The organism is Streptomyces sp. NPDC056580, from assembly GCF_042793175.1.
In the GTDB taxonomy this organism is placed as follows: domain Bacteria; phylum Actinomycetota; class Actinomycetes; order Streptomycetales; family Streptomycetaceae; genus Streptomyces.
Genome location: NZ_JBHTVE010000001.1, coordinates 205924 through 219846, shown reverse-complemented (window position 1 = coordinate 219846; position 13923 = coordinate 205924). Strand labels below are relative to the sequence as shown.

Genomic DNA, 13923 nt, shown 5'->3' with positions numbered 1-13923 from the left:
CCTTGCTGAAGTTCTTCTTCCGGTCGTACGCTCACGCTGTTCCGTCGCCCAGCTCGTACGAGGTACTTCATGGACCGCACGCGTCTGCACGCCCTCCTGGCCCGCGAGAGCGCCGAGGCCGAACGCCGCAACCCGCGCTCACGGGCCGCCTACGCCGGAGCGGACCACCTCTTCGGCCGGGTTCCGATGACCTGGATGAACAAGACCGCCGGCGCCTTCCCCCGCTACCTCGCCGGGGCGCGCGGGGCCAGGGTCACCGACGTGGACGGGCACGAGTACATCGACTTCTGCCTCGGTGACACGGGCGCCATGGCCGGTCACTCGCCGGCCCCGGTCACCGAGGCGGTCCAGCACCGGTACGCGACGCTGGGCGGCGCCACCGCCATGCTGCCCACGGAGGACGCCGAGTGGGTCGGCGCCGAGCTGACCCGCCGCTTCGGCCTGGCCCGCTGGAGCTTCTCGCTGACCGCGACCGACGCCAACCGGTGGGCGATCCGGCTCGCCCGGGCCGTCACCGGGCGCCCGAAGATCCTGGTCAACAGCTACTGCTACCACGGCAGCGTCGACGAGTCGCTGATCGTCGTCGGCCCCGACGGCCGGGGCGCGGACCGCCCCGGCAACGTCGGCGCGCCGTGCGACGTCACCCTGACCAGCCGGGTCGCCGAGTTCAACGACCTGGAGGGACTGGAACGCGAGCTGGCCCACGGCGACGTCGCCGCCGTCCTCATGGAACCCGCGCTCACCAACATCGGCATCGTGCTGCCCGAGCCCGGCTACCTCGCCGGCGTCCGCGAGCTGACCCGGCGCCACGGCGTGCTGCTGATCAACGACGAGACCCACACCTTCTCCGCCGGCCCCGGCGGCTGCACGGCCGCCTGGGGCCTCGAACCCGACCTGCTGACCATCGGCAAGGCGATCGGCGGCGGCATCCCGGCCGGCGCGTACGGCCTCTCCGCCGAGCTGGCCGACCGGCTGCTGGGCCGCGACGACCTCGACCTGGTGGACATGGGCGGCGTCGGCGGCACCCTCGCCGGGAACGCCCTGTCGGTCGCCGCGACCCGCGCCACCCTGGAACACGTGCTCACCGACGAGGCCTTCGCCCGTATGACGGCGCTCTGCGAACGCTTCGAGGCGGGCGTCCGGACCGGCATCGAGGCCCACCGGCTGCCCTGGTCGGTCAGCCGGCTCGGCGCCCGCACCGAGTACCGTTTCGCCGCACCGGCGCCCCGCACCGGCACCGAGTCCGCGGGCGCCGCCGACCCGGAGCTGGAGGACTTCCTGCACCTGTACCTCGCCAACCGGGGCATCCTGCTGACCCCGTTCCACAACATGGCGCTCATGTGCCCCGACACCACGGAGCAGGACGTCGACACCCACACCGAGGTCTTCGCCGCGGCCCTGGCCGAACTGGCGGAGTGAGAGAGGACGGCCGGCACCCGATGGACGAGATCGACCGCGCCATCCTGCGCGAGCTGCAGACCGACGGCCGCATCGCCTACGCCGACCTCGGCCCGAGGGTCGGCCTGTCCGCCTCCGCGGCCCGGCAGCGACTGCAGCGCCTGCTGGACTCCAAGGCCGTCCAGGTCGTCGGCGTCACCGACCCGATGGCCATGGGCGGGCAGGCGATGGCCCTGCTCGGCATCGGCGTCGACGGCGACCCGCGCACCGTCGCCGACGCGCTCGCCGCCCGCCCGGAGGTGGTCTACTCGGTGCTCACCTCGGGCGGCTTCGACCTGTTCGCCGAGGTGGTGGCGCCCGGCCCCAAGGACCTGCTGGACTTCGTCAACGACGTGGTCCGGCCCGTCGAGGGCGTCCGCGAGATCCAGTCCTTCCCGTACTTCGGGATCCACACCCACCGGTTCCTGTGGGACGTGGGCTGACCGGCGCGACGCGGCACGGCGCCGCCCGGCCGGTCAGGCGGGCGGACGCCGGGGCGTCAGCACCAGCATGGTGACGTCGTCGCGTACCTCGTAGCCCAGCCGGACCAGGTCCGCCCACACCGCCCCGGGCAGTTCGGCCGGGCCGGCGCCGGCGAGGCGGGCGAGCCGCTCGGGCAGCGGGTAGAAGGCGCCCGAGGCGTTCCGCGCCTCCCACACCCCGTCGGAGGCCAGCAGCAGCCGGTCGCCCGGCGCGAGGACGAGCGTGACCTCCTTCGGCGGATCGAGACCGACCAGCCCGATGCCGAGCGGCGGCCCCGGGGTCACCGTCACCTCGCGGGCCTGTCCCGCGTGCAGCAGCACGGGCGGCGGATGACCGCAGGCCACCGCCCGCACGGCGCCGCCGTCACCGGTGAACTCCAGCAGCACGGCGGTGGCGAACACCTCCGTCTGCCCGTCGCCCGCCGAGTCGACCGCGAGCCGGCGGTCCATCCGGGCCGCGACCCCCTCGAGGTCAGGCTGGTCGAGGGCCGCCTCCCGGAACGCGCCCATCAGCGACACCACCGTCGCCATCGCCGCCAGGCCGTGCCCCCGGACGTCGCCCATCACCGCGCGGACACCGCCGGGGCCGTCCCGCACGTCGAAGAAGTCACCGCCCACCAGCGTCCCGTCCTGCGCGGCCCGGTAGAAGCCGGTGCACCCGATCCGCCCGACCCGCTCCGGCAGCGGCGGCATCACCGCCCGCTGCACGGCCTCCCCGATCGCCCGCTCCACGGCGAGCTGGGCGTCCCGGTGACTGCGCACGTAGGACACGAACACGCTCAGCAGGGCGACGAAGGCGATGGTGAGCAGGTCGGTGTTGCCGGGGCGGTTCAGATGCGTGGCCGGCACGTTCAGCACCACCACCACCGCGCCGCCGAGCGCGGCCGTGGCCCACGGCCCGTACGACAGGACCGCGAGCGGCGGGATGGCGCCCAGCAGGAACCCGACATCCCGCGCCTCCGGCGTGGCGAGCGTGGCCGCGGTCACCGCCACCAGCAGCGCCACCGGCAGCATCCGCACCCACCGCGGCGGCGGCGCACCCCGCAGCCAGCCACGATCCTCCGCGTCCCGACGCGACGCCCCGCCGTGCACCGAAGTCACGTTCCCACGCTACGCCGCCCCCAGGGCCCCCACCTCCCTCCGCGACCGCGCACCGGGCGCGCCGCCCCAGCGGGTCGACCCGTCACCACCGGCCCGCCGCACCCCGTCACCACCGGCCGGCCGCACCCCCGTCACCACCGGCTCACCGCACCTGGCTGCCGTCGGCTCACCGGACCTGGCTGCCGTCGGCTCACCCCCCGTCACCACCGGCTCACCGGACCTGGCTGCCGTCGGCTCACCGCACCCAGCCCACCGCACCCGGCCGCGACCGGCCCGCCGCACCCCGCCGCCACCAGCTCACCGCACCCGCCGGCCCCGGTGGCTACTAGTCGGGGAGCGGGTCGGTCAGGCGGGACTCGGCCGAGGCGAGGATCTCGGTGACGCGGAGGCCGAAGGCGGCGTCGCAGGGGTGGGGGCGGCCGGTGCGGGCCGCGGTGAGCAGGGCGTCGGCGGCGCGGGCGAGGGCGGGGACCGCGCCCTCGGAGCTCCTCGGGAGCACCGCCGTCCCGGCCTCGCCGCGCAGTTCGAGGTCGGCCCCGGCCGCCGCGGGCGGGGCCGACAGGCTCAGGGTGAGCGTGCTCGTCGCGCCCGTCGCGTGTTCGAGGACCAGGTGCACGGTGCCGGCGGGGCCGTGGGCCGCGGCCGCCACCTGCCGGACATCGCCGAGCACCGGCAGCAGCAGGGAGAGCGCGTGCGGTCCCACGTCCCACAGCGCGCCCTTCTCCCGCCGCCAGGGAGAGTTCGCGAACGGGCTGTCACCGGTGAACACCGCCCCCAGCCACTGCCCCCGCGCCGTGAACCAGCCCGTCGTGGCGGCCTGCTCCTCGATCCACGCCTCCGGCTCCTTCTGGAAGCGGGTGGTGAAGAACACCACGGAGGCCACCCGGGCCCGCTGCGCCGCCTCCACGACGGCCCGCCCCGCGGCCACCCCCGCCGCCAGCGGCTTGTCCAGCAGCAGATGGCGGCCCGCCCGCGCGGCCCGCACCGCCAGCTCCGCCTGCACGGACGGGGGCAGCGCCAGCGCGACCGCGTCCACGTCGGCGAGCAGCGAGTCCACGTCGTCGTACGCCCGCACGCCGTACCGGGCCGCCAGTCCCGCTGCCGCCTCCGGGCGGCGGCCCCACACCCCGGCGAAGTCCAGGCCGGGGTGCCCGGCGAGGGCCGGGGCGTGGGCCGCCTCGGCCCAGGGGCCCGTTCCCAGCAGTCCGATGCGCATGCTGTCCTCCATCCTCCGGACGGTACTCCGCGCCGTCACGACGCGGCGTCCCGGTCACCGCCCGGGTCCGGCGCCGCCGCCCCGCCCGCCAGCCAGCGCGCGATGGTCTCGGCGATCGGCTGGCCGGTGTCCATCTCGACGAAGCCGAACTGGCCCGACTGGTTGCACTCCAGGAACCACCAGATCCCGTCCGCGTCCTCGGCGAAGTCGAAAGCGCCGTAAGCGAGTTCGGCGTCCTTCATATAGCGGTGGACGGCCTCGGCGACCCGCGGCGGCACCTCCGCCGGCAGCCAAGGCGAGACCGAGGGCGCGAAGCGCACGTCCACGTCGTCGGGGTGGCCGTCGGGATCGGCGGGCTTGCGTGCGGCGAGCAGCCGGTCGCCGACGACGGTGAGCCGGATGTCGGCCCGCTTGGGTATCCGCCGCTGCAGCAGCGTCGGGCCGAAGGCGACGGCCGTGAAGTCGGCGTCCGGCGCGACCCGGCTGGTGGGCACCGCCCGGGGCGGTTCCTGCGGGTGCGCGCCGGAGACCGGCTTGACCACCAGGTCCGGGAAGCGCTCGGCGAACTCCCGGGCCGCCTGCGGAAAGGTCGTGATCAGCGTCGCCGGCACGGCCAGGCCGCAGACCTGCGCGAGCCGCAGCTGCCACGGCTTGTGCCGGGCGCGGCGGGCCGCGTCCGGATGGTTCATCCAGCGTGCGCCGGTGGAGCGCAGCATGCCGTACAGCGCCTGGGCGGATTCCTCCGTCAGCCATGCGGACGGCTGGGCGGCGCGGGCGGCCGCTTCCCCGGGCCTGCGCACCCAGACGGAGCGCAGGCCGCTCAGGCTCACCAGGCGCCCGCCGACGGACAGGTGCCCGCGACTGGCGCCGTGCACGAACTCCCCCGACAGGGAGACCCCGTTGGTGAGGTCGGCGGGGTCCAGCCGGACCACCGGCACGCCGGCCTCGCCCAGCCGGAGCACCACCATGTCCGCCGTCACGTCCTCTTCACTGGTCAGGATGAGCACGGTCATCTTCGGTGGGCCCGCGGTCAGTCGTCGAAGTGCGTCTTGGACCCCGCCGTGGAGGTCGTCGTCCCCAGCGCTCTCAGGGTGGCGTGGTCGGCGGCGGCGATCCGCCCGTCCGGGAGGACGTTCAACTGCAGTCCGGAGTCGTACGCGTACGGAGTGGTGACGTCCAACTGCACAGCGGGGCGCGCGTAGTTGAGCGTGAACGGTTGCATTGGTCTCTCCCTGATTCGGCTTTCACGTCCTTATACGAATCGAACGGGTGATTGGTTTCCTTACGCTCCGTAACCACGGTCAGGAGCAGGGCCGTTCGCAGGCGTCAGCTACTAGGACGCCAGCCGGGGCCGCGGGGCTGCGCCCAGGCGCCGCCGATTCATCCGGCCAGGGCCCCGCGCGCCGCGGCGACGGCCTGTCCGGCGTATCCGCGTCCGAACAGCACCACGTGCACCAGCAACGGGAAGAGCTGGTGCAGGGCGATCCGCTCCCGCCAGCCGTCCGCCAGGGGCGCGGCCTCCGTGTAGCCGGCCAGCACCCGGTCCAGCCGGGGGCAGCCGAACAGCCGGAGCATCGCCAGGTCGGTCTCGCGGTGCCCGCCGTGCGCGGCCGGGTCGATGAGCCGTACCTCCCCGTCCGCGCCCCACAGCACATTGCCGTTCCACAGGTCGCCGTGCAGCCGGGCGGGCGGCTCGGCCGGCCCCGCCAGGTCCGGCAGCCGCGCGCAGACCCGCTCGATCACCGCGGCCTCCTCGTGCCGCAGGCCGCCGGCGTCGACCGCGGCACGCAGGTACGGCAGCACCCGCTGCCCGGCATACCACTCCGGCCAGCGGACCGCCGGCGTGTTGCGCATGGGTGCGGCGCCGATGCGGGCCTCCTCGGGCCCGCCGGGCGGCGGCGCGCCGAACGCGGGCGCTCCGGCGGCGTGCAGGGCGGCCAGGGCGCGGCCGAAACGCAGCGCCGCCTTGTCGTCCGGCCGCCCGGCCGGCACCCGCTCGGTCACCATCCACCGCTCGTCGTGGCCGAGCACCGCCGGCACCCGCACCGCGCCCGCCTCGTCCAGCCAGCGCAGCCCGGCCACCTCGGCGCGCACGGCGCCGGGGGCGTCACCGCGCTTGACCATCACCACCGTCCCGTCCTCGAGCGTGACCTCGGCCGGCGACCCGGACCCCGCCCGCGCAGCCGTGACCCGGCGCCCGGTGAGCCGGGACACCACCCGCCCTGGATCCTCGTCTCGGTCGACCACGGACTCAGCGTACGACCGTTCCGTGAGGCTCTTCTGAGGACGCTTCGGCCGATGTACCGGCGGTTTCAGCCGGTTCCGGGGGGCGTCGGCCCTCGGACTCCCGCGCCGTCGCGCCGTCATCCGGTGGCGGTCACCGGCCCGCGTACTTGCGTGCGGTCGTCCGGTGGCGGTCACCGGCCCGCGTACTGGCGTGCGGACGTCCGGTGGCCGGCGGCGCCCGGTGGACCTTCGTGCGGTCGCCCGGCGGCGGTCAGCGGCCTGTGGGCTTCTACACGGTCACGGGACGGCCGTCACCGGCCCGTGTACCCCCGCGGAGTCGTCCGGCGGCCGTCACCGGCCCACGGCCTCCCGCACCGTCAGTCCCACCGGGTTCCCGGGCGGCAGCAGCCCCGACTCCCCGACGGCGCGGGCCAGCGGCTCCAGCAGTCCGGCGAGCCGCGCGGTGCGCTCGGCGCCGAGCGCGCGCCACGGCCGCTCGGCCGCCTCGTCCGTCCGCCGCTCGACGAGCGCGCGGACCGCGGCGCCCTCGCCGGTGAGCGCACCGTCCGCGGTGAGGAACCCCCGCTCGCTCAGCGCCTGTTCGGCGGCCGCCCAGTCCGCCGGCTCCCACTTGCGGGTCTCGCGCAGGAACGCCCCGTCCGATTCCCCGGCGGCCGCCTTGAGCACCATGGCCTCCACCGGGCCGATGCCCAGGCTCACCAGCACCGCGACATGCCCGTCGCCCCGGTGTTCCCGCAGCGTCGTCAGCGCCTGCCACAGCCGGGCGGTCGCCCGTCCGGGCCGGCGGAGCGCCTGGTTCGCCGCCGCCAGCACCCGGCCCGTGGTGTCCGCCGCTGCCGCCGCCTCCCACGCGAGGTCGGCCGCCTCGGCGAACGTCCCGGACCGGGTCGCCTCCACCCCGAACAGGCGGGTCATCGCCTCGTCCATGGCCTCCTGGCGCGCCGTCAGCACCTCCGCGGGGCCCGCGTACCCCCAGGCGTCGGGCAGCGCCCGGGTGACCCGGGCGGGGTGGAAGACGTAGAAGGAACTCGTCACCACGCAGGGGGCCACCGGACCCAGCGGGGCAGCGCGCAGCGCGAAGTACCCCATCCAGTAACCGCGCATCCCGAGCCCGTCCGCCGCCCGCCGCGCCTCGGGGGCGAAGTACACCAGGTCGTGCACCGGCTCGAACCGCTGCCACATCCCCCGCGCCGTCCCGTCCGTCACCGCTGCCTCCCGCCGCGTCGCCGCCGGGCCGCCGTCCGCCCGGCCGTGGCCCAGCCTGCTCCATGACGCCGGTCATAACAAGGGGCCTCCGGGCGTCCGCGCCGGCACGGGCCCACGCCCGCGACGGGGTCGGCGTGGCAGGACCCCGACCCGTCCCACGGCGTTGCCGAGAAGTTCGGTGAACCACACGCCGCCGTCGGGACCCGCGGTGACGCGGAACGGCACCCCGTCGGCGCCGCCGGGCACCGGGAAGGTGGTGATCGTGCCGGCCGGGTCGATCCGTGCGATCCGGCCGGCCTGGTCGGCGTACCACACCCGGCCGTCGGGCCCGCGCGTGACGCCGGCCGGGCCGCTGTCCGGCTCGGGCGGCCGGAACCAGGTGAGCCGGCCGGAGGGGTCGATCCGGCCGACCGGGTCCCGGCCGGACGCGGTGAACCACATGCCGCCGGGCCCGGCGACGATCGCGTCGGGGAAACCGGCGTCGCGGGGGAGCGGGAACTCGGTGATCCGCCCGGTGACGCCGATCCGCCCGATCCTGCCGCCGGCCGCCTCGGTGAACCACAGCGCGCCGTCGGCGCCGGCCGCGATGGAGCGCACGGAGGCGTCCCGGGTCGGCACCGGGTACTCGGTGATCCGGCCGGAGGTGGTGATCCGGCCGATCCGATTGCCGTTCTGCTCGGTGAACCACAGGGCGCCGTCCGGCCCGGGCGCGATGCCCGCCGGGAAGGCGTCCGGCGTCGGCACCGGGAACCGCGTGAGCCGGCCGGCGGTGGTGATCCGGCCGATCCGGTTCGCCCTTGCCTCGGTGAACCACAGCGCCCGGTCGGGGCCGGCCGTGATGTCGAGGGGAAGGCTGTCCGGGCCCGAGGCGGGGAAGTCGGTGACCTCGCCCGCGGTGCTGACCCGCCCGATGCGGCCGGTCCCCGACCCGGCGAACCACAGCGCCCCGTCCGGCCCCGCGGTGATGCCGGCCGGGTACGTGCCGGCGGTGGTCGTGATCGGATGCACCGTCACATCGCCCACGTCGGCCCGGGCCGGCGCCGCGACCGCGGCGGCCCCGGTCAGCGCGCCCAGCGCGGCCGCGAGAAGGCGGTGGGCCGGGCGCCGGCCGGACGGGGTGACGCGGGGCATGGCGTGGCCCCCTTCTCGGCGGACCGGGCAGCGGCGCTCCCGCCGTCATGTGATGGGTCGTCGGGTCACCGACATGCATGCCACCGCCGCCGGGGCCCGGATCGGCCCGGAAGGGGGACGGCGGCGCCGGCCCGGCGGGCCGGCCTGCCCGCGGCCGGATGACGCGCACTGGCCCGGACGGGGGGTGCTCCGGCGTGTCGCTGGGGCAGACGGGTGGCTCGATGACCCGGCTGGGCCGCCCGGATGGTGCGCGGCAAGAGCCTGACTGACGGTGGTTCATGTCGAGGCCGGGTCCATTCAGCTGATGACGTATCCGCTGCCCGGTCACGGCGGAAGGACACCGATATGCGCTCTGCCCGCATTCTTCTCGCCACGGCGGCCGCCTCCGCCGCCCTGGCCTTCGCCACGCCCGGCGCCGCTCTGGCGGCCCCGGCCGCGGACGGCGGCGGCCGGGACGACTCCTCGTACAGCAGGGAGCACGACAGCGACTCCGACAGCGGCCACGACAAGGGTTCCGGCCGGGACCGCGACAGGGGATCCGGCAAGGGTTCCGGCAAGGACTACGACAACGACTACAGCAGCGAGGACGACGGTGGCCGCCGCCACGGCGGCCCGCGTGGCGGAATGCACACGGGCGGCGGTGCGCTCGCCACGGTCCGGGGCGGTGACGACTGGGGCTCGGGCGGCGACAGCAGGTTCGACCCCGAGACCTACCGGGACAAGGACAAGGGCGGCGACAAGGAGGACGGCGGCAGGGAGGACGGCGGGCGGGACGGCGGCGGCAGGGAGGACGGCGGCAGGGAGGACGGCGGCAGGGAGGACGGTGGCCGGGACGGCGGCCGGGAGGACGGCGGCAGGGAGGACGGCGGCCGGGAGGACGGCGGCCGGGAGGACGGCGGCCGGGACGGTGGCGGCAGGGAAGGCGGCGACCACGGCAAGCCGCACGGCGGCATGCACACCGGAGGCGGCGCCCTCGCCTCTTCCGGGGTCACCGCGGGCGGTCTGGCCGTGCTCGCCGTAGGCGCCACCGGGCTGTACGCGATGCGCCGCAGGAAGGCCACCGGGCCGGCGTCCTGACCGGCCACCTCTCCTCCCAGGGCCGCGACGCCGCCGGCGTGCCCAGCGCCGGCGGCCCGCGCCCACCGAGGAGCCAGACCCGACGCCCGTGCTGCCGTGCCCGAGTGAGGTGATGTCCGATGGCAGCAGACCCCTCTTCCCCGGACTCCTCCTCCCCGGCGCCACCGGCCCCCGCCGGACAGGCCCCGGCCGCGCAGGGCGCCGGCCGCGGCGGGCGGCTGACCCTGTGGGGCGTGCTGATCGTCTTCATCGCCGTGAGCGTGTTCGGCGGCCACCGCGGCGACGGCGACGTCCCGCAGGCGCCCGGCGGCACCAAGGTGAGTGCCGGCGCGCCGGCCGGCACCGAGCAGCCGGACCCGGAGCCCACCGGCACGGACGAGGCCGACCGCGCGCTGCCCCGCGCCACGCCGACCCGTCTGGTCATCCCGAAGATCTCCGTGGACGCCCCCTTCGTCCCCCTCGCGCTCGCCTCCAACGGTCAGCTCCGGCCGCCGCCGGCGGCCGACACCAACCTGGTCGGCTGGTACGCCGACGGCGTCACGCCCGGCGAGAAGGGCACCGCGATCCTCGCCGGTCACGTGGACACGGTGACGTCGGCGGCCGTCTTCGCCAACCTCTACGAGCTGGGGCGCGGCGACCGCTTCAGCGTCGACCGGGCGGACGGGCGGAAGGCGGAGTTCGTCGTGTACGACACGGAGACCTACGCCAAGGACGCCTTCCCCAGCGACCGCGTGTACGCCGACGCCGACCGCCCCGAGGTCCGGCTCATCACCTGCGCCGGGGACTACGACCACACGGTCCGGGACTACAAGGACAACCTGGTCGTCTTCGCCCATCTGGTGTGAGGCGCCGGTCAGCCGGTCCCGCGTCCGAGCGGGCCGCCGGGGGCGAGGGCGAGCGCGGCGAAGCGTTCGCCGATCCGGCGGTGGGCGGCGGCGTCCGGGTGGAGGCCGTCGGGCAGCGGCAGTTCGGCGAAGTCGGCCTCTCCGTACAGCTCACGGCCGTCGAGGTAGTGCAGCTGCGGGTCGTCGGCGGCCCGCTCCCGCACGATCCGGGCCAGTTCCTCCCGGACGACGCGCAGGGTGAGCTTGCCCTGCCCGACCTCCGCCGGGTCCCCGGCGGCACGGAACCGCAGCCGTCCCGAACTCAGGGCGGACAGGTCGGGCAGGCTCGGGCCCGGCGTGTCCTCGTGGATGGGGCACAGGACCGGCGAGACCACGAGCAGCGGGGTGCCCGGGTGCCCCTCCCGGACGGTGTCGAGGAAGCCGTGGACGGCCGGCCCGAAGGCCCGCAGCCGCATCAGATCCGTGTTGACCAGGTTGACGCCGAGCTTGACGCTGATCAGATCGGCGGACGTGTCGCGCAGTGCGCGTGCGGTGAACGGATCGAGCAGAGCGCTGCCGCCGAGGCCCAGGTTGATCAGCTCCACCCCGCCGAGCGAGGCGGCCAGCGCCGGCCAGGTGGTGGTGGGGGTCGCGGCGTCCGAGCCGTGGCTGATCGAGCTGCCGTGATGCAGCCACACCGCGCGGCCCCGGTCGGGCGCCGGTTCGACGGGCGCGTCGGTGCGCAGCGCGACCAGTTCGGTGGTCTCGTTGTGCGGCAGCCAGATCTCGACGTCCTTGACCTCGTCCGGGAGGCCGGTGAAGCGCACGGTGGCGACCGGACCGGGCCGCCGCTCGGTCGCGCCGGTGGCCATGTCGACCGTCAGGGTGTCGCCGCCGGCGGCGATGGCGCGGCCGGCCGGGCGCCCGTCCACGAGCAGGTCGTACACGCCGTCCGGGCGCGGCGGGGCACCGGTGTAGACGCGTTTGGTGGGCAGGGTGTCGAGTTCGACGGCCGTGGCGCGGGTGCGCAGCGCCAGCCGTACGCCGGAGGGCTGAGACTCCGCCATGTGAAGCTGCGGATCGGCGCACTGGGCCCGGGCCCGGGCGGGCAGCCGGTGCGGCAGCAGTCCGCGCTCGGTGCGTTCCAGGTCGAGGGCGCCGCGCACGAGGCCGGCGGTGAGCGGGGTGGTGATCCAGTCGGACGTGGTGGAGGTCATCGCGGGAGCCTTGTCGTACTCGTCGTACCGGGAGTGGGGTTCAGGGGGTCGGCCAGTCGCGCAGCAGCGCGTCGAGGGCGTCCAGGATCCGGGTCCATGACTGCTGGGAGTCGGGGGCGCTGTGGCTGAAGCCGCCGGCCGCCTCCAGATCGACGTAGCCGTGGAAAACGCTGCCGAGCAGCCGGACCGCGTGGGTCTGGTCCGGCTCCGTCAGGTCGTAGCCGCGCAGGATCGCCCGCGTCATCTGCGCGTGCCGGCCGCCGGCGCTCGCGGCGGCCGTCTCCGGGTCTAGCCGGAAGCGCGCCGCCTGGTAGCGGCCGGGGTGCTCGCGGGCGTAGTCGCGGTAGGCGTCCGCGAAGGCGCGCAGGGCGTCCTTGCCGGCCCGGCCGGCCAGCGCCTCGGCTGCCCGGTCGGCGAGTTCCTCGAGCGCGAGCAGGGCGATACGGGTCTTCAGGTCCTGGGAGCTCTTCAGGTGCGAGTACAGGCTGGCCACCTTGACGTCGAAGCGCCGGGCCAGCGCCGACACCGTCACCCGGTCGAAGCCGACCTCGTCGGCCAGCTCCGCCCCCGCCCGGACCAGACGCTCCGTGGTCAGACCTGCGCGCACCATCAGCTTCCTCCTCTTCGCCTGAATGGATTATGGCTGGGCCTAATATGTTTAGGCAAACGGGTAACGCCTGTGGCCGAGGGTCGGCGCGGGCGGCCGCGGGTCGCGGGATGCGGTGGGCCCGGGTCGGGGGAGGTGGTGGGCGCCCCGGTCCGGCGGGGTGGACAATCGAGCGGGCCGGGTCGAGGGTGGGACGGGAGTGGGCCGATGGAGCTGGAGCTTCGGCACCTGCGGGTGCTGTGCGCGGTCGCGGACGCGGGCAGCGTGGGCCGCGCCGCCACGCAGCTCGGCTACTCGCAGCCCGCCGTCAGCACCCAGCTCCGGCGCATCGAGCGCCACCTGGGCGAGCCGCTCTTCGAGCGCGGGGCCGGCGGGGTGCGGCCCACCCCGTACGGCGCCGAGGTGGTCGCCCAGGCCCGGGACGTCCTGGCGCGCGCCGACGCCATCGGCCACCGGCCGCCCGCCGCCCGGCCGGCCCGGACCCTGCGCGTCGCCGCGACCAACTCGCCCATGCTCTCGGGCACCGTGTCCCGGGTCCGCACCCGGCTGCCGGACCTGTCCGTCGCCCTCACCAGCGTCTACGCCTCGTCGCGGATCGTGGAGCTGCTGGAGGAGGGAACGGTCGACGCGGCCATAGCCGCCGACTACCCGGGCCGGGAACTGGCGCACTCGCCCGCCGTGCGCCACCGGGGCATCGTCACCGAGCCGACGTTCGTCGCGCTGCCCGCGCGGCACCGCCTGCGTCAGAGCGCCCAGGTGCAGCTCGCCGACCTGGCCGAGGACCCGTGGTTCGTCACCCCGGACGACGGGGCCGGCTGGCCCGGGGTGTTCTACGACGCCTGCGCCGCGGCCGGGTTCGCACCCGTCACCGTGCACGAGTTCCTCGGGGACCAGACGCAGCTGCAGAGCATGATCGCCGACGGGCTCGGCGTGTCCCTGGTGCAGCCCACCCTGCGCCCGATCCCGCACGTCGCGGTGAAGCCGCTGGCGGGGTCGCCGCTGTGGTGCCGCTATGTGCTGGCCTGGCGCGCCGAGGCGGTCGGGGACGACACCGTGGAGGTGCTGATGCAGTCGGCCACCGGCGCCTATCGCGAACTCGTCGCGGGAGCACCGCACTTGAGGGCGTGGGCCGCACGCACCTGGAGCATCGCCGGGGGCTAGGGCCTGTCTGACGATTCGCGTCGGATCAGCCCGCGGCGTCTGGTGCCGTGCATCGCAAGGCGGAGGGTCGCCCTCGTACTGGTGGATGTACCTGGGCGTACCCGACGACGCGGCGAGGTGCGGTGTCAGGCGTCGCGGGCCCGGCGGGAATCGTCGGACAGGCCCCAGCGGCGGGGCGGGGCGGGTGCCGCTCCGAGGCGCCGGGAGGTCATGGGCA

At 75.7% G+C, this 13923-nt stretch carries 14 protein-coding genes; 5 read left to right on the top strand and 9 right to left on the bottom strand.

Translation table 11 applies throughout. The features are described from left to right. Positions 1-69 precede the first annotated feature (69 nt). Entirely contained in the window at positions 70-1419 is a 1350-nt protein-coding gene (locus tag ACFQ9Z_RS01055) for a transaminase (RefSeq protein ID WP_383009269.1), read from the top strand. Between the two features lie 20 nt (positions 1420-1439). Then, entirely contained in the window at positions 1440-1880 is a 441-nt protein-coding gene (locus ACFQ9Z_RS01050; protein WP_383009267.1) for an Lrp/AsnC family transcriptional regulator, read from the top strand. A 33-nt stretch (positions 1881-1913) separates the two neighbouring features. Here ACFQ9Z_RS01050 and ACFQ9Z_RS01045 read toward each other — a convergent pair whose 3' ends face one another. The 7 genes from ACFQ9Z_RS01045 to ACFQ9Z_RS01015 all read right to left on the bottom strand — a co-directional run bounded on the left by ACFQ9Z_RS01045 (position 1914) and on the right by ACFQ9Z_RS01015 (position 8820). Then, positions 1914-3020: a PP2C family protein-serine/threonine phosphatase gene (locus ACFQ9Z_RS01045; RefSeq protein ID WP_383009265.1), complete on the bottom strand. Its 1107-nt coding sequence runs from the start codon at positions 3018-3020 to the stop codon at positions 1914-1916. A gap of 325 nt (positions 3021-3345) precedes the next feature. Continuing rightward, the gene (locus ACFQ9Z_RS01040; protein ID WP_383010277.1) at positions 3346-4236 is read right to left on the bottom strand and encodes a Gfo/Idh/MocA family protein; all 891 of its coding nucleotides are present in this window, start codon (positions 4234-4236) and stop codon (positions 3346-3348) included. A gap of 35 nt (positions 4237-4271) precedes the next feature. Then, positions 4272-5249, bottom strand: a complete 978-nt coding sequence (tgmB, locus tag ACFQ9Z_RS01035) for an ATP-grasp ribosomal peptide maturase (protein ID WP_383009263.1) — start codon at positions 5247-5249, stop codon at positions 4272-4274. 17 nt (positions 5250-5266) lie between these two features. Beyond that, positions 5267-5458, bottom strand: a complete 192-nt coding sequence (tgmA, locus tag ACFQ9Z_RS01030; RefSeq protein WP_143634121.1) for a putative ATP-grasp-modified RiPP — start codon at positions 5456-5458, stop codon at positions 5267-5269. Positions 5459-5616: 158 nt separating this feature from the next. Continuing rightward, positions 5617-6453: a fructosamine kinase family protein gene (locus ACFQ9Z_RS01025; RefSeq protein ID WP_383010275.1), complete on the bottom strand. Its 837-nt coding sequence runs from the start codon at positions 6451-6453 to the stop codon at positions 5617-5619. A 360-nt stretch (positions 6454-6813) separates the two neighbouring features. Further along, on the bottom strand, positions 6814-7689 hold the full coding sequence (locus ACFQ9Z_RS01020) for a hypothetical protein (RefSeq protein ID WP_383009260.1): 876 nt from the start codon (positions 7687-7689) through the stop codon (positions 6814-6816). A gap of 72 nt (positions 7690-7761) precedes the next feature. Beyond that, positions 7762-8820 carry a hypothetical protein gene (locus tag ACFQ9Z_RS01015; RefSeq protein WP_383009258.1) on the bottom strand — a complete coding sequence of 353 codons (1059 nt, stop codon included), beginning with the start codon at positions 8818-8820 and terminating at the stop codon, positions 7762-7764. A 345-nt stretch (positions 8821-9165) separates the two neighbouring features. On the opposite strand from ACFQ9Z_RS01015, the gene ACFQ9Z_RS01010 reads away from it, so the two are divergent. Both ACFQ9Z_RS01010 and ACFQ9Z_RS01005 read left to right on the top strand, forming a co-directional pair. Further along, positions 9166-9897, top strand: coding sequence for a hypothetical protein (locus ACFQ9Z_RS01010; protein ID WP_383009256.1), 732 nt, complete (start codon positions 9166-9168; stop codon positions 9895-9897). A gap of 119 nt (positions 9898-10016) precedes the next feature. Continuing rightward, positions 10017-10742 carry a class F sortase gene (locus ACFQ9Z_RS01005; RefSeq protein ID WP_383009252.1) on the top strand — a complete coding sequence of 242 codons (726 nt, stop codon included), beginning with the start codon at positions 10017-10019 and terminating at the stop codon, positions 10740-10742. A gap of 8 nt (positions 10743-10750) precedes the next feature. Here the strand turns inward: ACFQ9Z_RS01005 and ACFQ9Z_RS01000 are convergent, their stop codons facing one another. Together ACFQ9Z_RS01000 and ACFQ9Z_RS00995 are read right to left on the bottom strand one after the other, a co-directional pair. After that, the gene (locus tag ACFQ9Z_RS01000; RefSeq protein WP_383009250.1) at positions 10751-11938 is read right to left on the bottom strand and encodes a GDSL-type esterase/lipase family protein; all 1188 of its coding nucleotides are present in this window, start codon (positions 11936-11938) and stop codon (positions 10751-10753) included. Positions 11939-11978: 40 nt separating this feature from the next. Then, on the bottom strand, positions 11979-12548 hold the full coding sequence (locus ACFQ9Z_RS00995) for a TetR/AcrR family transcriptional regulator (RefSeq protein WP_383009247.1): 570 nt from the start codon (positions 12546-12548) through the stop codon (positions 11979-11981). Positions 12549-12752: 204 nt separating this feature from the next. Between ACFQ9Z_RS00995 and ACFQ9Z_RS00990 the strand changes: the two genes are divergently transcribed. After that, positions 12753-13706, top strand: a complete 954-nt coding sequence (locus ACFQ9Z_RS00990; protein ID WP_383009245.1) for a LysR family transcriptional regulator — start codon at positions 12753-12755, stop codon at positions 13704-13706. Positions 13707-13923 lie beyond the last annotated feature (217 nt).

Coding starts and splice junctions, on each gene's coding strand:
- ACFQ9Z_RS01055 (WP_383009269.1), top strand. CDS start 70: ATGGACCGCACGCGTCTGCACGCCCTCCTGGCCCGCGAGAGCGCCGAG.
- ACFQ9Z_RS01050 (WP_383009267.1), top strand. CDS start 1,440: ATGGACGAGATCGACCGCGCCATCCTGCGCGAGCTGCAGACCGACGGC.
- ACFQ9Z_RS01040 (WP_383010277.1), bottom strand. CDS start 4,236: ATGCGCATCGGACTGCTGGGAACGGGCCCCTGGGCCGAGGCGGCCCAC.
- tgmB (WP_383009263.1), bottom strand. CDS start 5,249: ATGACCGTGCTCATCCTGACCAGTGAAGAGGACGTGACGGCGGACATG.
- tgmA (WP_143634121.1), bottom strand. CDS start 5,458: ATGCAACCGTTCACGCTCAACTACGCGCGCCCCGCTGTGCAGTTGGAC.
- ACFQ9Z_RS01015 (WP_383009258.1), bottom strand. CDS start 8,820: ATGCCCCGCGTCACCCCGTCCGGCCGGCGCCCGGCCCACCGCCTTCTC.
- ACFQ9Z_RS01010 (WP_383009256.1), top strand. CDS start 9,166: ATGCGCTCTGCCCGCATTCTTCTCGCCACGGCGGCCGCCTCCGCCGCC.
- ACFQ9Z_RS01005 (WP_383009252.1), top strand. CDS start 10,017: ATGGCAGCAGACCCCTCTTCCCCGGACTCCTCCTCCCCGGCGCCACCG.
- ACFQ9Z_RS01000 (WP_383009250.1), bottom strand. CDS start 11,938: ATGACCTCCACCACGTCCGACTGGATCACCACCCCGCTCACCGCCGGC.
- ACFQ9Z_RS00995 (WP_383009247.1), bottom strand. CDS start 12,548: ATGGTGCGCGCAGGTCTGACCACGGAGCGTCTGGTCCGGGCGGGGGCG.
- ACFQ9Z_RS00990 (WP_383009245.1), top strand. CDS start 12,753: ATGGAGCTGGAGCTTCGGCACCTGCGGGTGCTGTGCGCGGTCGCGGAC.